Annotated in this window: 16 protein-coding genes and 1 tRNA gene; 10 read left to right on the top strand and 7 right to left on the bottom strand. The window is 47.3% G+C overall.

What is annotated here, in order from left to right; translation table 11 throughout:
* Nucleotides 1-94 precede the first annotated feature (94 nt).
* The 5 genes from HZB31_06560 to HZB31_06580 all read right to left on the bottom strand — a co-directional run bounded on the left by HZB31_06560 (nucleotide 95) and on the right by HZB31_06580 (nucleotide 3,245).
* The gene (locus HZB31_06560; protein MBI5847599.1) at nucleotides 95-451 is read right to left on the bottom strand and encodes a hypothetical protein; all 357 of its coding nucleotides are present in this window, start codon (nucleotides 449-451) and stop codon (nucleotides 95-97) included.
* Complete coding sequence (locus tag HZB31_06565) at nucleotides 451-1,107, bottom strand: hypothetical protein (protein MBI5847600.1); 657 nt, start codon at nucleotides 1,105-1,107, stop codon at nucleotides 451-453. The genes HZB31_06560 and HZB31_06565 overlap by 1 nt, the downstream gene beginning before the upstream one ends.
* Nucleotides 1,108-2,505, bottom strand: coding sequence for a hydrogenobyrinic acid a,c-diamide synthase (glutamine-hydrolyzing) (gene cobB / locus HZB31_06570; protein ID MBI5847601.1), 1,398 nt, complete (start codon nucleotides 2,503-2,505; stop codon nucleotides 1,108-1,110).
* A gap of 90 nt (nucleotides 2,506-2,595) precedes the next feature.
* Nucleotides 2,596-2,991, bottom strand: coding sequence for a hypothetical protein (locus tag HZB31_06575; protein MBI5847602.1), 396 nt, complete (start codon nucleotides 2,989-2,991; stop codon nucleotides 2,596-2,598).
* A 178-nt stretch (nucleotides 2,992-3,169) separates the two neighbouring features.
* Nucleotides 3,170-3,245 (bottom strand) — tRNA-Phe (locus HZB31_06580).
* Nucleotides 3,246-3,288: 43 nt separating this feature from the next.
* Between HZB31_06580 and lnt the strand changes: the two genes are divergently transcribed.
* From lnt to HZB31_06625, 9 genes are all read left to right on the top strand, one after another.
* A complete protein-coding gene (gene lnt, locus HZB31_06585) occupies nucleotides 3,289-4,836 on the top strand; it encodes an apolipoprotein N-acyltransferase (GenBank protein ID MBI5847603.1) in 1,548 nt (515 codons plus the stop codon).
* Nucleotides 4,837-4,917: 81 nt separating this feature from the next.
* Nucleotides 4,918-5,961: a peptide chain release factor 2 gene (gene prfB / locus HZB31_06590; GenBank protein ID MBI5847604.1), complete on the top strand. Its 1,044-nt coding sequence runs from the start codon at nucleotides 4,918-4,920 to the stop codon at nucleotides 5,959-5,961.
* Nucleotides 5,962-6,260: 299 nt separating this feature from the next.
* Nucleotides 6,261-7,592, top strand: a complete 1,332-nt coding sequence (dnaA, locus tag HZB31_06595) for a chromosomal replication initiator protein DnaA (GenBank protein ID MBI5847605.1) — start codon at nucleotides 6,261-6,263, stop codon at nucleotides 7,590-7,592.
* A gap of 9 nt (nucleotides 7,593-7,601) precedes the next feature.
* Nucleotides 7,602-8,702: a DNA polymerase III subunit beta gene (dnaN, locus tag HZB31_06600; GenBank protein MBI5847606.1), complete on the top strand. Its 1,101-nt coding sequence runs from the start codon at nucleotides 7,602-7,604 to the stop codon at nucleotides 8,700-8,702.
* 43 nt (nucleotides 8,703-8,745) lie between these two features.
* Entirely contained in the window at nucleotides 8,746-11,148 is a 2,403-nt protein-coding gene (gene gyrB / locus HZB31_06605; GenBank protein MBI5847607.1) for a DNA topoisomerase (ATP-hydrolyzing) subunit B, read from the top strand.
* Complete coding sequence (locus HZB31_06610) at nucleotides 11,138-11,653, top strand: hypothetical protein (protein MBI5847608.1); 516 nt, start codon at nucleotides 11,138-11,140, stop codon at nucleotides 11,651-11,653. Before gyrB ends, HZB31_06610 begins: the two co-directional genes overlap by 11 nt.
* A 67-nt stretch (nucleotides 11,654-11,720) precedes the next feature.
* Entirely contained in the window at nucleotides 11,721-14,126 is a 2,406-nt protein-coding gene (gene gyrA, locus HZB31_06615) for a DNA gyrase subunit A (GenBank protein ID MBI5847609.1), read from the top strand.
* Between the two features lie 66 nt (nucleotides 14,127-14,192).
* Nucleotides 14,193-14,825 (top strand): 16S rRNA (guanine(527)-N(7))-methyltransferase RsmG, encoded by a 633-nt coding sequence (rsmG, locus tag HZB31_06620; protein MBI5847610.1) that lies wholly within the window; start codon nucleotides 14,193-14,195, stop codon nucleotides 14,823-14,825.
* Nucleotides 14,826-14,865: 40 nt separating this feature from the next.
* The gene (locus HZB31_06625; protein ID MBI5847611.1) at nucleotides 14,866-15,474 is read left to right on the top strand and encodes a DivIVA domain-containing protein; all 609 of its coding nucleotides are present in this window, start codon (nucleotides 14,866-14,868) and stop codon (nucleotides 15,472-15,474) included.
* Nucleotides 15,475-15,593: 119 nt separating this feature from the next.
* Here the strand turns inward: HZB31_06625 and HZB31_06630 are convergent, their stop codons facing one another.
* Together HZB31_06630 and HZB31_06635 are read right to left on the bottom strand one after the other, a co-directional pair.
* The gene (locus HZB31_06630; protein MBI5847612.1) at nucleotides 15,594-16,232 is read right to left on the bottom strand and encodes an endonuclease III domain-containing protein; all 639 of its coding nucleotides are present in this window, start codon (nucleotides 16,230-16,232) and stop codon (nucleotides 15,594-15,596) included.
* Nucleotides 16,222-16,641, bottom strand: a complete 420-nt coding sequence (locus tag HZB31_06635) for a peptide chain release factor-like protein (GenBank protein ID MBI5847613.1) — start codon at nucleotides 16,639-16,641, stop codon at nucleotides 16,222-16,224. The genes HZB31_06630 and HZB31_06635 overlap by 11 nt, the downstream gene beginning before the upstream one ends.
* Nucleotides 16,642-16,808: 167 nt before the next feature.
* On the opposite strand from HZB31_06635, the gene HZB31_06640 reads away from it, so the two are divergent.
* Entirely contained in the window at nucleotides 16,809-17,528 is a 720-nt protein-coding gene (locus HZB31_06640; GenBank protein ID MBI5847614.1) for a DNA-binding protein, read from the top strand.
* Nucleotides 17,529-17,530 lie beyond the last annotated feature (2 nt).

The raw sequence follows: 17,530 nt of genomic DNA on the forward strand, positions 1-17,530 counted from the left end.
CTTCTTTATTTTTTGCAGACTGGGTTGCCAGAATTCGAAACTCAATATATAAGCATACGAAAAGGTAACGTTTCAACTGTGCGAGGCATGGATACTATTTTTTCAGCTTAACGAAGAGATAGACCGGGGAACGTTTTCCCCTGCCGAGTGATTCTGAGCTGAACCGGTTCTTCCTTGCATCATAGTTAAACTCTTTCACTTCATAGTCTTCTTCGGGCGTCATAGACCATGCTTTGTCCAGATCCCCGTTGCAAAGAAGAGTCAGGCCGTCAACATAGGCATCGCCGACATTATGTCCGGAACCATCATACACAAAGACAGCTCCGCATTCACATTTCCCGCCGTTTATCACATTCCCAAATTTTGAGATGATCTCCTCAAGTTCCCCAAGAGGCTGCTCACAAAATGGGCAGCCCAGCACATCATTATGACCTCGTCTTCCTTCACTCATTATAAACTCGCCTTGCCCTGAAGGCCGGCAACAACTTTATTTGCGATCTCGGAAACCGTTGTATTCATAAATTCTCCCTTATTATATATAGTAACCTGACTCATATCGCCCATAAGCCCCTCCATAGTCGGCCGGAATTCCTGCAAGCTCATCGCCCCGGCGATCATCAGCGAATATGCCCTCACCCCGGCATCATCGTCATCAAGGCAGAGCTTCTGATCCCTCAGGTCCTGCGTTATGGTCAGCAGGTCAGGCCGTATGTCAACGATCCTCCAGATCGCCCGCATCACACCGCGCCTGAGCATCTTCTCATCATAAAAGGATGTGATAACCTGTCCAATGTCGGCAAACGCATCAGGGGTGCTTCTGACGATCTCGCCCAGCAGCTCGGGCGCACTGCCCGGACCATTTCCTGACTCATCCCGCATCATCCAGAGAAACCTCTGGCACAGATTCCTGATAAGATCAACATTCGTTTTGGCGATCTCTCCGGCAACAAGCCCTATGGCCTCTATGGCCCGCCAGCTCTCCAGATTTTCCTTGTCATAGACAAGAGATATGAGCATCCTGATTATGCTCCGGTCCTTTTTCGCTGCTTCTGTTATCGGCTGAAGCTGATACCGGCCAAGGAACTCCCTGATCTCTGATTTCTGCATCTATTTTCTGCCCCTCCGGTACTCGATTGCCTGCATGATCATACCCTCGGCCCACTCGGGACAGCCAAGCGCATGCAGGTGTGTATACGTTGCAAGCACGTTCTTATAACAGATCCCGTCCTGCCCATCCATAATGCCCTCACCGCGTTCCATTCGAAATGCAAACTGCAGCGTCCCTTTTTTCGTTGGGCCGATCACCCGGGAATAATGGAACTCATGGCCCTTGATCTGGGTGCTCTTCTTATAAAAAGGATTAGCCCCTGCCACCCTGACAATGGTGTACCCATGTGCCTGGGGTTTCTTCTCAAGACTGAACCTGACAGGGAATATCCCTGCCATGGGATATGTTTTTTTGTCCAGCAGCAGCGCCTCGCCAAGATACATCAGGCCGCCGCATTCAGCATAGACCGGCAGGCCATCTTCAACTGCCTTTTTAACTGAAACCCTGAAGCTGGCGTTTCTGCCAAGTGCAATGGCATGCGTTTCAGGAAATCCGCCGCCTATATAGAGTGCGTCAATATCAGGCAGTTTCTTCGCCTTAAGCGCGCTGATCTCAATAAGCTTTGCCCCGCGCCTCTCAAGCTCCTCAAAATTCTCAGGGTAGTAGAACTGAAAGGCAGAGTCCCGGATGATGCCGATTTTAACATCGTGATGCGTAATGGGTGATGAGTGATGACTCTTGCCGAACCCCAATCCCTTGCCCGCGACCTTATCTGCTATTTTCCGGATCGCATCAAGATCGAGGTATTTCTCTGCGATATCCCCGCATGCTGCGATCGCCTTCTTGACGCTTTGATGTTCCTGAAAGGGCGTAAGTCCCATATGCCGCTCTGAAAGCTGCCCGTCACGAAGTTTCGGTATTGCGCCCACAACCGGCACCTTGCAGTATTTCGCTATCGCTTCCCTGATCACTTTTTCGTGCCGTTTGCCTGCAATCTGGTTTAAGACCACGCCGCTGATCTTCACCTTTGGGTCGAACTTCAGCATGCCAAGAAGCATTGCAGCAGCTGTCCGTGTCACCTTGGTGCAGTCGAGCACCAGGATTACTGGTGCTTTCAGGTTTTTTGCGAGCTCAGCAGTGCTGTACGTCCCTGCTGCGTCCATGCCGTCATAAAGCCCGCGGTTCCCCTCAATAACAGCGCAATCAGCCTTGCCATAGTGGCCGACAAATGACGAGATGATCTTTTCCTTTGTTATTAGAAAGGGATCAAGGTTATAGCAGGCATGCTCAGCCGCTGAAGAAAGCCAGCCTGCATCAATATAATCAGGCCCTTTTTTGTACGGGACGATCGATCGGCCCTGCTTCTTCCAGGCAGCAATAATGCCCAGGCTGACCGTTGTCTTGCCAGCCCCCCCCTTCATTCCTGCAACGATTATTCGTGGATAGTTCGATTTCATAAAGAAGTCAACAAACTCCGTAACAATTTTTATTTTACCTATTTATTGCACAAACAGACAACAGGGGCTGGCTGTTCGCACCGATATTTTTCACTTCATCTGGGTCAGGACAAGATCTGCCACGATCGCAAGAACGGAGAGGATAAAGATAAGCGCGTAGTTGATGTCCTCAAGAGAAAACTTGATAGAAGAGAGGAGATAAAGCACTGCCTCCCGGTCCTGTTCTTCAAGACAGGCATTTGCCTTCAATTTTTCGATAAGCTGATACTGCTCGATAGTATGCTTCCTTTTCTTCGTTATCATGTACCGGTACAGGAAAAAAAAGAAATACCCTATGGTGCCAACATACCAAACTGGCCGAACCCATGTCGGCTCAAGGTGCTGGAAAATGATAATACCCCTGAAGGCGATTGCGGAAACAAGGCCGAGCACAAAAAAAGCATAGATAACAGATTTGGGAACCGTATGAGGCTTATGCTTTTCCATGAACTCCATTATAGCATCTCACCTTACGACTTTCTTTTGCTTCATGAGTATCTATAAGATAGAACTATGCGCTTACCGGCGCTTGAGGCGAGGGGTGGTTATCTCCTGAGGCATGGATGGGAAAGTAATAATGAAGAGCTTTTCATCTTGACTCTCTGTGGGAAGACCAATAAAATCATGGTGGGCAGTCGCAGAATTGAACTGCGGACACCGGGTTTTTCAGACCCGTGCTCTACCAACTGAGCTAACTGCCCCCGGACAATAACTATACCTATTACGTTTTTTGATTGTCAATATATGGAAAAAAATTTTCTGAAAAAATGTTATCCTTTTTTGCCGGCGCTTATCTCGGGCATCCTGCTTGTGCTCTCATTCCCACGTTTTGATCTATTCGGTCTGGCATGGATCAGTTTTGTGCCCCTCCTTTTTTCTCTCTGGAAAAAAGACTGGAGGGATTCCTTTGTCTCTGGTTTCATCTTTGGTATGGCCTATTTCTTCGGGACGCTTTACTGGGTGTATCACTCGATAAACCATTTTGGCGGCGTGCCGTTTTTCGCAAGCATTATAATCGTTCTTTTTTTGTCTGCTTACTTAAGCCTTTTCCCTGCTTTTTTTTCGCTGCTCTTCTCTCAGGTTTACAGAAAGACCAGACTGCCGGCACTTTTTATAGCTCCGGTGCTATGGGTTTGCATGGAATATATTCGCTCTTATGCTCTGACCGGTTTTCCCTGGGCGAGTGTCGGCTATAGCCAGTATCGCTTCCTTTCACTCATCCAGATATCTGACATTACCGGAATTTACGGTATATCATTTTTAGTCCTTGCCGTTAACGGCTTGTTTTCTGATCTGTTGCTGATCAGAAAAAGACTGAAGGAAATGCCCCTGTTTCCGCTTTCCTACTTTGTATCCGGCGTTGTTGTCCTTGTCATGGTGATGATAGCTGCTTTTGGATACGGCTTCTGGAGGCTTCATCAGGACAGGATCGGCAGGGATCTGACGGTAAGCGTTATCCAGGGCAATATCGAGCAGGATAAGAAATGGGAGCCGATATTTCAGAATGAAGTTATTGATATTTATACTAAACTTTCCAGAGAGGCTTTGAAAGAACATCCCTCTTTACTTGTTTGGCCAGAGACAGCAGTGCCATTTTTGTTCGGCTCGGACATTGCCAATACCGAGCAACTGGTTGAATTCCAAAGGCAAATCAATACGTATCTTCTCTTTGGAGCTGTTATGGTAAAGAAGCAGGCTGCCGGATCTTCTGAGCTGGCCAATAGCGCGATTCTTCTGGACAAGAACGGGAAAAAATCCTATGTCTATGATAAAATACATCTTGTTCCTTTTGGGGAATATGTTCCTCTGAGAAACGTGTTTTTCTTTATCGATAAGTTGGTTGTTGGCATTGGCGATTACATCCCCGGCAGGCAGTATCTACAGGCGGATACCGAGATGGGCAGATTTAGTACTCTTATCTGCTACGAGGTCATATTCCCCGGGTTGGTCAGAAAATTCTATACCGGCGGCGGCGACTTCATGGTAACCATAACCAATGATGCCTGGTTTGGAAGCACAGCCGGCCCCTATCAGCATTTTACGATGGCTGTTTTTCGGGCAATCGAAAACCGAAAACCTCTCATACGAGCAGCAAATACCGGCATATCAGGATTTATTGATAGTAATGGCAAAATCCTTGCTCAGTCCGGCCTTTTTGACCGTCAAGTATTGACCAAAACAGTTAAAACGGATTCTGCCATGACGTTTTATACCCGGTTCGGCGATCTGTTCTCTTTTTTCTGTATTGTTATTTCCATTATTTTACTGGGTAATCTTGTTTCGAGGAGGTAATTGTGCTGATTCATACTGAACTTAAGGATGCTCTCTCTCAAATCAGAATAAAAGTAGACACCTTAAGAGGTTATCTTTGATATTAACCGCAAAAAAAGCGATCTTGCGAGAATAACGGAAGACCTCTCTTTAGAACATGTCTGGTCGTCTCCTGAAAAATCAAAGGAACTTCTCAAGGAAAAGGCTAAGCTCGAAAATACAATTGTACCTTTTGAGCAGCTTACCCAGAAACTTCTCTATACTGAAGAATCCCTGAGCATCCTCGACGAAGAGGGTGGTGATTTATTTCTTAAGGAACTCAAGCATGAGATCGATGCTCTCAGAGAAGAAATAGAAAACATTGAACTGCAGAATCTGCTTTCCGGCGAACTGGACAAAAACAATGCAATTCTGACCATTCATCCAGGCGCAGGAGGCGTAGAAAGTCAGGACTGGGCCCAGATGCTCATGAGAATGTATCTCCGATGGTCTGAGCGTCGAGGATATAAACCTCAGATTGTGGATCTTCAGCCTGGAGATGAGGCCGGAATAAAAAATGCGACGCTTACGATCAGCGGGCAATATGCCTATGGATATCTTCGCTCTGAAGCAGGTGTTCACCGATTGGTAAGAATCTCCCCTTTTGATGCCAATAAACGAAGACATACGTCTTTTGCTTCTATTATCGTAAGTCCTGAGATTGAAGATGATGTCAAGGTTGATCTGAGGGATGAAGATATAAAAATGGATGTATACAGGGCATCAGGTGCAGGAGGTCAGCACGTTAACAAGACCTCTTCAGCCGTTCGTTTGACTCATATTCCGACTGGGATTATAGTCGCCTGTCAAAATGAGCGTTCTCAGCATACGAATAAGGCTGTTGCCATGAAAATAATCAAAGCGCGACTTTATGAATTACAACTTAAGGCAAAAGAGAGAAAAATGGAAGATATTATTGGGGATAAAAAGGATATTGCCTGGGGAAGCCAGATACGTTCTTATGTAATGCAACCATATCAAATGGTAAAAGATCATAGAACGGGAATTGAAATCGGAGATATTAATTCTATTCTTGACGGTTCAATAGATCGGTTTTTAAAAGAATATCTAAAATTATCTCTTTCTAAAGGTTTGTCTGAACAATAAATGTATGTATTGATGTTCTTTCTATTTATTATATTGTAAAAAAAAGTAGTAGTAGTAATAGAGGCAGTGAGAATGTTAAAAACGGTGTAACATACTGAAATTAATAGATAAAAAGCTATAATAACGTCGTAGGAAACTTCGGAGACTTCTTAATGAAACTGACATCCTTAAATATCTTACGAGATACTCACAGGTATATAACAGGAATGTTGTATGGTATTGGCGTTTCGGATATAATATGTGACCTCCCCACGGTTAGTTATTAACAAATGTGAATAACTTGTTAACAAAGGCGCGTAATGACGATAGATGAAATATGGAATAAAAGTCTCTCCAAGATTGAACAAAAGGTTGACGGCAGTGCCTTTGATCTCTGGTTTAAGCCGATAAAAACAGTATCTTTAAAAGACCAGACTGTTACCCTTGAGATACCGAACAGATTTTTCAAGGAATGGATAGAAGATGCCTACCCGAATCTTATAAAGGACTCTCTTGAAGTGATTGTGGGGCATCCTGTGGCCTTGAAATATAAGATTGAAGAACCACAGGATATTTCGCTGAAAAAAAGCAGTGACCGGATAGAGAATAAGAGACAGAGACTTGCCAATAGGGGAATCTATCTTAATCCCCGATATACCTTTGAAAATTTCGTTCCCGGAGTCAGCAACCAACTTGCTCATGCTGCTGCAGTGGCTGTTGCAGAATCTCCGGGAAAAATATATAACCCTCTTTATATTTATGGAGGAGCGGGTCTGGGCAAGACCCATCTTATGAATGCAGTCGGTAATATGGTACTTGAGAAAAAGCATGATTTCTCAATTCTGTATGTTCCGACCGATCAACTCATTACCGAGATTGTCACCGCGCTGCGGTATGACAAGATGGCTGAGTTAAAAGAAAAATATCGAAATCTTGACCTCCTGCTGATCGATGATGTGCAGTTCATCAGGGGAGAAAAGACCCAGGATGAGCTTTTCCATACCTTTAATTCGCTATATGAAAAACAGAAGCAGATCGTAATTTCCTGCGATCGTTCGCCAAGAGAGATAAACGATATTACTGACAGGCTGCGGTCACGTTTTACCATGGGCCTTATTGTTGATATTCAGCCCCCTGATATAGAGACAAAGATTGCGATTATCCATAAAAAAGCAGAGATGATGAATATCCGGAAGCTTCCCGAGGATGTCGTGCATCTCCTTGCAAGCAGGATTAAATCAAACATTCGTGAACTTGAAGGCAGCCTTATGAGGATTGCAGCACAGGCTGCACTTACGGGCGAGGAGATAACCTTAGAGACGACAAAAAAGGTGCTCAAGGACATTATCCATGACGAACACCGGCCTGTTACGGTAGATGCAGTTATCAAGGCGGTCTGTGAGTTTTATAATCTCAAACCTTCTGAAATTAAAGTTAAGAGGCGGACGAAGGATCTCGTTTTGGCCCGACATACGGTTATGTATGTTGCAAAACAGGTAACGGAATCTTCTCTGAGTGATATCGGCAAGGCCTGCGGCGGCAAAGACCATGCGACGGTTATCTATGCCTGCAAGCAGGTCGATGAACGCCGGTCCAAAGACGAGACATTCAACAGGATGATAGAAAATCTTCTTCAGAAGATAAAACACTAAGGAGGGGTCATGAAGCTAATAGTATCCAAAGACGAACTGCAGGAGAAGCTCTCGAATATTCAGAACATTGTCGAGAAGCGCAATACCATGCCGATCCTGAGCCACTTCCTCCTGGAGGCGGGCAAGAACGGTTCTTTCATTACCGCTACCGACCTCGAAACGGCTCTCCGTGAACCCCTCGCCCTGAAAGTCGAAAAAGAAGGGAAGATCTGTATACCTGCGAGGAAAATGTTCGAGATTGTCAGAGAGGTAGATGGGGATCTCTCCCTTGAATCCATTGATGAGCAGTGGCTGAGGATAAAGACCGGAGCGAGCAACTTCCGTCTTGCCTGCCTTTCCTCAAAGGAATTTCCGGCCTGGCCAGGCATGGAGGATATGGAGGAGATATCCCTGGAGGCAAAGACGATGGCAGGGCTTATTGAGAAGACGGTTTTTGCGGCTGGTGACAGCGATACGCGGTACACCCTCAACGGCCTTCTTTTTCATATCACTATGGATGGCAGACTATCGATGGTCGGCACAGACGGACACCGGCTCGCAGCCATGGCAAAACCGATTGAAGGGAATCTCTCTGAAGAGAAGAAGATGATCGTACCGAAGAAGGCAGCAACAGAACTCAGGAAGATTCTCGAAAAAAGAGAAGGCACCGTTAAAATGGTGCTCAGCAAAAACCATGTGCTCTTTAGTATTGGAGATATCCAGTTCCTTACGCGCCTGATTGAAGGCACGTACCCTAACTATGAACAGGTGATACCGGCGGCCAATGATAAGAGGATAATTATTGAGCGGGCGGCTTTTGCAAAAGCGCTTCGCAGGGTTTCTCTCATGGCAAAGGACAAGACCAATGCCGTGAAGATGGACCTTGGCGATAATAAACTTATGGTAACAACGTCAAACCCTGATATGGGAGAGGCAACGGACGAGATTGCTATCGAATATGCTGGCGAGAAAACCGCCCTGGGCCTCAATGCCCGGTATCTGCTTGATATTATTGAGGTAATGTCTTCTGACAGGGTGATTATGGAATTTCAGGGCGCTCTTAATCCCGTGCTGATCAGAGATGAGCAGGATGCCGAGTACCGCTGTGTTATCATGCCGATGAGGATATAACGTAAAGACCGTATTTCAGTAAAATCAAGGACAGAGAGGGAACATGGAAGATAAACAGACAGGCAGTGAAGCAACGTACACCGCAGACGATATCAAAATACTTAAAGGCCTCAGTGCAGTAAGAAAGAGGCCGGCAATGTATATTGGCTCAACAGGCCCTGACGGCCTGCACCATCTGGTATATGAAGCTGTTGACAACAGTGTGGATGAATCTCTTGCCGGGCATTGCAGCAATATTGACGTTATCCTCCATCATGACAGCAGCTGCACGGTTATGGATGACGGCAGGGGGATTCCCACCGGAGCCCATCCCGGGGATACCGAGGGGAGAACCGCTGCAGAGGTGGTGCTTACGGAACTGCATGCAGGGGGAAAGTTCGAATCATCAGCATATAAGATATCAGGCGGACTCCATGGTGTGGGTATATCGGTTGTCAATGCGCTTTCAGAATGGCTTGAAGTCGAGATCAAACAGAACGGACAGGTTTTTCAGATGCGCTTCGAACAGGGTAAGCCGACCGGCCCGCTGCAGGTCGTAGGAAAGACGAAGTCACGCGGCACAAAAGTGACGTTTAAGCCTGACCCTGAAATATTCAAAGAAACTGTTGATTTCAGCTACGATGTGCTTTCACAGAGGCTGAGGGAGCTTGCATTTTTGAACCGGGGACTCAAGATAACGATTCTTGATGAACGGTCTGACAAGAACCAGGAATTTTATTATGAGGGCGGCATAGTTTCGTTTGTTGAACATCTGAACAAGAACAAGACCTCGCTTCATCCGAAGCCTGTCTATATATCAGGAGAAAAAGACGGCATATTCGCCGAGGTTGCCCTTCAGTATAATGACAGCTATTCAGAGACGATCTTTACCTTTGCCAATAACATTAATACAAGAGAGGGTGGAACTCACCTGATCGGTTTTAAGTCTGCGCTGACCAGAACGGCCAATAGCTATGCCAGCAATTCCGGAATCCTAAAGAATACAAAGGATAGCGTCTCAGGAGATGACATTCGTGAAGGGCTGACTGCGGTTATAAGCGTCAAGCTCCCAAACCCGCAGTTCGAAGGCCAGACCAAGATGAAACTGGGCAACAGCGAAGCAAAAGGCATTGTAGAGTCTATCGTGAATGATGCTCTGTCAACGTATTTTGAGGAGAATCCTTCCATAGCGAAGAAGATCATAGAAAAAGCGGTCCAGGCTGCCCGTGCACGAGAGGCGGCCAGAAAGGCACGCGAGTTGACGCGCAGGAAGGGAGCACTTGAAGACACCGGTCTTCCGGGCAAACTTGCCGACTGTTCAGAAAAGGACCCTGCGTTAAGCGAAATCTTCATTGTTGAGGGAGACTCGGCAGGCGGCTCTGCCAAACAGGGCAGGGACCGAAGGGCGCAGGCGATCCTCCCGCTTCGGGGCAAGATCCTGAATGTTGAAAAGGCCCGTTTTGATAAAATGCTGGCCTCAGAAGAGATACGCATCCTTATCACTGCCCTTGGCACAAGCATCGGAGCAGGAGATTTCGACATAAACAAGATTCGGTACCACAAGGTTGTGCTGATGACCGATGCTGACGTCGATGGCGCACATATAAGGACACTCCTTCTTACCTTCTTTTATCGCCAGATGCCCGAGGTAATTGAAAAGGGGTATCTCTATATTGCTCAGCCGCCGCTCTTTAAGGTGAAGAAGGGAAGGACAGAGAAATATATCCAGAACGAGCAGGAGATGCAGGCCATGCTTCTGGAGCTTGCTTCAGAGGATCTTGCTCTTACCCTCAAAGGCCAGGAAGTGAAGGGTAAGGCGCTGGTATCATTTCTGAAGAAGCTTGCCAGCTACGAGCGTTTGATCGAGTGGTTCGAAAGAAGAAGAAAAGAAACGCTGGTGCTCTGCTTCCTCCTTAAAGAAGGAACGAACAAGGCCCTGCTTAAGGACAAGGCTCTGTTTAAAGAACTGCTCAAGAAGATGAAAGCAGAAGTCCCGGATATTGCGATCGGAGAGCTTTATCCTGATGAAGAACACGGTGGATTTGGTGTGTTGATAACCCGTCAGAATTATAAGGTGACCCTTGAAGAAAAACTTCTTCTGTCTCCAGAATACCGGGAGCTCGAAGCCCTTCATGGCACGATCAGGGACCTGGGGAGCGCTCCCTTTACCGTGACAACAAAAGACGGGAAGCGCGATATAGGATCAACAACGGAATTGTATCAGCATGTTTTTGAGGCTGCCCGGAAGGGCTTGAACATCCAGCGGTATAAGGGACTTGGCGAGATGAACCCGCAGCAGCTCTGGGAGACTACCATGGACCCGGAAAAAAGAACCCTGCTTCAGGTCAGCATTGAAGACAGCGTTATGGCTGACGAGATTTTTACGATCCTCATGGGGGATCAGGTCGAACCGAGAAAGGACTTTATCGTCAAACATGCGCTTGAGGCAAGAAATATTGATATCTAAAAGCCTCAGGACCTTTGTAATCGCAGGTATCGCGGCATTGACGCTGCAGGCATGTGCGCTGGGGAGGGCTCTGAGGACTGATGTCGTACCGAATGGCGATATCCAGGGCACGTATACCCTTATTCTTTACGGCGGTAATTATAGTGATGACCTTGAAACGATAGCGTTTCTTGATAAAGAGGGGGACAGATTAACCCTTGAGCCCTATGCCCCTGAATTTTTATTCAGGGCGAAAAAAGGCTTATCCGCTGAGAGGGCGCTGAGCGAGGCGCGTGCGTTTACTCATTCGCATGCAGAAGTTCAGGGGGATCAGATCCGAAGCATCAGAGATGAAAAAGGCGAGATTGTCGGTTATGAACTCCGGCCCCTGTACCTTTCCATTACCTTTGGAACTGACGATGTCCTGGATGTTAACTATTGGCGGAAAGAGGACAAGGTTCTTGTTTCCATAAAATTGAAGCCCTCTCTTGAGAAAAGAAAAAATGATTTTGATCGTGATGAATAATTAGCATAAAAAGAACATGTAGTTAGTTGCAGGCGCCTGCAGGCAAAGGAGAAAGGATTAAGAATATATGTCAAAGCTACCAATAAATATCGAAGAAGAGATGAAGATCAGTTACCTTGATTATGCGATGAGCGTAATCATCGGCAGGGCGCTGCCCGAGGTCAGAGACGGCCTGAAACCCGTACAGAGGAGGATCCTGTACGCCATGTTCCGGGAGGGGCTGCTCCCGAACAAAAAATATTCAAAGAGCGCCGGTGTCGTGGGTGAAGTGCTCAAAAAATACCATCCTCACGGTGATACGGCTGTTTATGACGCCATGGTAAGGCTTGCACAGGACTTTAACCTGCGGTACATGCTTGTTGACGGGCAGGGCAATTTTGGATCCATTGACGGAGACCGGGCAGCAGCATACCGGTATACAGAGGCAAGGATGGCAAAGATCGCGGAAGAACTCCTTGCCGATATTGACAAAGAGACCGTTGATTTCATAGCGAACTTTGACGAGACGACGGTCGAACCGAAAGTGCTTCCTTCAAAGATCCCGAACCTTATCATTAACGGCGCTACCGGTATTGCCGTTGGTATGGCAACGAACATCCCGCCGCACAACCTTGGCGAGGTGATTGACGGCCTGGTGATGCTGCTTGATAACCCCGACACTACGGTAGAACAGCTCATGACCTGCATCAAGGGACCTGATTTCCCTACCGGCGGGTTTATCCATGGGACCGCCGGCATCAGGGATGCATACGCAACAGGCCGGGGACTGGTCAGGATAAGGGCAAAGGCAAAGATAGAGAAGGAGCACGGGGGTATCGAGAGCATCATCATTACCGAGATGCCCTACCAGGTGAACAAGGCCAGACTCATTGAGAAGATGGCCCAACTGGTCAGAGAAAAACAGATTGAAGACATCTCAGATATACGGGACGAGTCTGACCGGGACGGCATCAGGGTTGTTATTGTGCTGAAAAGGAATGCCATGGCAGAGGTTGTGCTCAATAACCTCTATAAGCATACCCAGATGCAGACGACTTTCGGCATTATCATGTTAGCCATAGTCAGTGGCCAGCCCCGCGTGCTCGGCCTTAAGGCCATACTCGGCCACTTTATCCAGCACCGGCGCGACGTGATCATGCGCAGGACCCGGTTCGAACTCAGAAAGGCCCAGGAGCGGTCACATATTTTGGAAGGGCTCAAGATAGCCCTTGATCATCTTGATCAGATCATTGCGCTGATCAGATCATCAAAAAATCCGGAAGAGGCAAAAAACGGCCTGATAGGAGGATATCAACTTTCTGAGCTTCAGGCCCAGGCTATCCTCGACATGAAGCTGCAGAGACTGACCGGTCTTGAACGCGATAAGATCATTAACGAGTACAAAGAGATATTAAAGGAGATCGCGAAGCTCAAGGCAATTTTAGAAAGCGAGAAGCTGGTATCAAAGATCATCAGGGATGAGTTCCTTGAGATCAGAGAGAAATATACTGACGAGAGAAGGACCGAGATAACCGAGGATACCGGAGAGATATCCATAGAGGATCTTATCTCTGAGGAGGAAATGGTCATTACGCTCTCTCATACCGGGTACATTAAGCGGAATCCTCTGAGCGCGTACCGGAGCCAGCGCCGCGGCGGTACAGGCGGGATGAGCATGGAGACGAAGGAAGAGGATTTTGTAGAACAGCTCTTTATCGGCTCCACGCATGACTATATGCTCTTCTTTACGAACTTTGGCAGACTGTACTGGCTTAAGACCTATCAATTGCCTGAGGCCGGCAGGACAGCAAAGGGAAAGGCGATGATAAATCTTCTGCAGCTCTCCGAAGGCGAGCGGGTTTCAACAGCGCTGCCTGTCCGTGATTTCAAAGACGGCTATCTTGTCATGTTTACCAAAAACGGGACGGTAAAAAAGACCGTGCTTACGGCATACAGCAACCCAAGAGGAAAAGGCATTATCGCGATTTCCCTTGATGAGGGTGACGAGCTGATCGACGTCAGAAAGACCAGTGGAAATAACGACCTGATCATCGGGACACGCAATGGCCTGTCGATTAAATTCAATGAAGAGGACGTCAGGGAGACCGGTCGCACGGCAAGAGGAGTGCGCGGCATACGTCTGATGAAAGGTGATGAGGTGGTGGCCGCAGAGGTTGCGGAAGAGAAGACCGCCATTTTGACTGTTGCAGAGAATGGTTTTGGAAAAAGGACAAAGATAGAAGACTATCCGCTTCAGGCAAGGGGAGGTAAAGGGGTCATATCCATTAAACTTACGGAGAAAGGCGGGAAGGTAGTAGGCCTTCTTCAGGTGAGGGACGAGGACGAGGTGGTTATGGTCACCGGAGCCGGCAAGCTCATCAGAACAGCAGCCGAAAATATTTCGATCCACGGCAGAAATACCCAGGGTGTTACACTCATGAAAACTGCCGATGAAAAGATATCCAGCATAGCAAAAGTTGTTGAGAAGGTTTAACAGGGAGAAATGGCAGCGTCAGCTTACGGATTTGTGGATACGCATCACGATCGTTGACGCCTGATTATGAAAGAAGCATCTGAACTCTTAATGAAAGGCCTTGAACTCCTTCGGATTTCTTATTCCGGAGCGCAGATCGAGGCCTTTTCTCTTTATCTCACGGAGCTTAAAAAATGGAGCAGGGCCTATAACCTCACAGCCCTGAAGACGGATGCTGATATTGTGGTAAAGCATTTTCTTGATTCGCTCCTTTTTCTTAAGGTCCTTCCTCCTCAGGTAAAGAGCATTGCTGATGTCGGCAGCGGTGCAGGGTTTCCGGGTCTTCCGCTGAAGATCATGCGACCTGATATTGCAGTTGTGCTGATCGAACCCGTGCAGAAAAAGGCTTTGTTCCTCGAGCATATGCAGAGACAGTTGAAAGTAGATGGCCTTTCTGTCAGGAATTGCAGGATTGAAGATATACATGATCTGTTGGTGGATGCTGCGGTTACAAGAGCACTTTTCAGCGTGGGAGAGTTCATCAACAAGGCAGAGAGGCTTCTGGAGGAAGGGGGTGTTCTTATCCTCAGCAAAGGACCTAAGCTGGAAGAGGAACTCAGGGGGCTCGAAACGTCTGCTGTGAAGAGGGAAGACATTGTTTTGCCCTTTGAAAACAGCATGCGGCATCTTGTCATTATTGAAAAGAGGTCTCAGAAATGACCGAAGTCAATGCACGGAATTTGTATTATAATAGGGCACGATGAGAATAACGCCTATCGATATAGAAACAAGGCGCTTTCCGATGAAGTTCCGGGGCTTCCATCCCGAAGAGGTCTCAAGTTTCCTTGAGCAGATCCGGGAGGAGCTTGAAGACCTGCTGAGGGAGAATGCTGCGCTGAAAGAACAGATCTATAAGGCCGATGCTGAGATACAGCGGTTTTGGGAGATGCGGGATCTCTTGAGCAGAACTGTTCAGGAAGCCCATCAGATGTCAGAGGAATACAAGATCCTTGCACGAAGAGAGGCGGATAAGCTGATGGAGACGGCTGAGGAAGCGGTGCGGGATCTGTTGGCAGAGGCGCATGATAAAGCGCTTCAGATCAACGAGGAGATCGTGGAACTCAAGATGATTCGCAGAGAGTTCGATGGCGGGATAAGGAATATTCTAAATCGTTTTGAATCTGTCATAGATGGAGGGCATGTTCTTCCCGCGGAAATATTGTCTGATGAAATTGTCCCTGTGCCGGCATCAAGCGATGAGATGAAATCCCCGGACGGGGCCGATGAGTCATTACTGACTGAAGATCAGATAGGCGTGATAAAAGGCCAGCAAGGAGAAGAAGGCAGCAGCGAAACCGAGCAGCATTGATAGTATTGCCTTGCCCTTCTTCCCTGTGTGGAATTGGATATATGCCTTTGGAAGGAGTGTAGGCACGGCAAACAGCAGCATGAGGCCGACCAGCAGCTGAGTTATTCCCCTAACCATCGTTAAATCCCTTCAAGCGGGCAGCCTCTGCATATTGGTTTTGTTTTGCAGAAGTCCTTTGCCAGTCTGACGATGAGGGCGTGATACTCATTAAACAGCAATACATCGCTCCTGAGCGTTGAATGAAACAACTTCTGATAGGTCTCATAGGATTCTGCACGCTCTATTATAGCATGCCGAGAAAGGATTCTTTTTGTATAGGCATCAATTACAAAGACCGGTTTTTCAAGGGCGTAAAGAATTATGGAATCCGCGGTTTCAGGCCCGATACCTCTTACGGAGAGGAGTTTTTCCCTGACCGCAGGCAGGCTTTCTTTAGCCATCCTTGACATACTTCCCTGATATTCTGCATGGAGAAAATCAATAAAGTTTTTCAGGCGGGCGGCTTTGACATTGAAATATCCCGCAGGCCGGATGAGCGTGGCAAGATCTGAAGCCTGCATGCGATGGAGCGACTTTGCTGAAATAGCTTTCTCCCTCTTCAGATTTGCGATTGCCTTTTCAACATTAGACCAATTGGTATTCTGGGTGAGAATTGCCCCAATGGCAACTTCGAAAGGACTGTTTGCCGGCCACCAGTGCTGCGGACCAAAGGCGGCAAAGAGGCGCTGATACAGAGTTTCGAAAATATTAGGCTTCATCCTTTGAAATGCGGCCGCGTAGCACTTTTTTTTCTGAAACGAGTCTTTTCTGCGCCAGCATCTTTTCCTTTGACCGCTTTGACCTCTTTCTCTTCTGTCTCCGGAGTTTCTCAATGCGCTGCTGTTCAGCGCTTTCCTTTCCCCTGATCAGTTCATCAATTTTCTGTATGAGCAGGAGACGTGCACGGTAGCGGTTCAGTGCCTGTGACCGCCCTTCCTGGCATTTGACTTCCAGGCCTGTGGGCAGGTGCTTGAGGTACACGCAGGTTGAGGTCTTGTTTACATGCTGGCCGCCTTTTCCACTGGAACGGATAAACGACTCTTCGATATCCTCTTCGCGGATATGAAGGGCTTCCATCTGTTCTTTTAGGATTTTTTCCTTTGCTGAGGTAACAGAAAAGATGCTCATAATTTTTGTACTATACCATCTTTATTCGTAAATACGGGATTGATCCTTACTGCCGTGAGGCGATCCGGCGTTATATGGTATAATTATTTCTGTTAATGAGGAGTGCCACGCAGCACGCGTCAAGTCCATATTACAAATATCTGACTCATTATTTAAAAGGAGAAAAAATGAAAAAGCGCATCGTAAGGATATCTTGTGTGATTTTGGCATTGGTTATTGCAGGCATCGGCTTTGCTGCTGAAACAAAAGCCCAGGGACAGCAGGAAGAGCCGGGCGTCCTTACCGGAAAAGTCGTTGAAACAATGAACAGCAGCGGTTATACCTATGTCCGCCTCGAGAGTGCCGGAAAAAAGATTTGGGTGGCAGTTCCTGAGACCAAGGTCAAGATGGGACAGACCATATCATTTCTGCCCGGCATGGAGATGAAGAATTTCGAGAGCAAGACGCTCAAGAGGAAATTTGACAGCATCATCTTTTCGGGTGGCGTAGCAGGACAGGCAGGCGGTGCATCTGCGCCTCAGGATTCGGGCAGCAAGGGCAAGGTCGTTGCTGCTGAGGAGAAGATAAAGGTCGAGAAGGCCGCAGGAAAGAATGCCTATACCGTGGCAGATATCTACAAAAACAGCAAGAATCTTTCAAAGAAACAGGTCGTGGTCAAGGGTAAAGTGGTAAAGACATCTGCCGGAATAATGAAGAGAAATTGGATTCATATTCAGGACGGTACAGGCGATGCACAGAAAGGGACAAATAATTTGGTGACAACATCGTCAGAGCTTCCGGCTGTTGGCGATATTGTAACCGCGACCGGCACTATGGTTTTGGATAAGGACTTTGGAAGCGGATACAAATATTCGGTAATGCTTGAGAATACAAAATATAAGAAGTAGGC

This window comes from Nitrospirota bacterium (assembly GCA_016235245.1).
Lineage (GTDB): Bacteria > Nitrospirota > Thermodesulfovibrionia > Thermodesulfovibrionales > UBA6898 > UBA6898.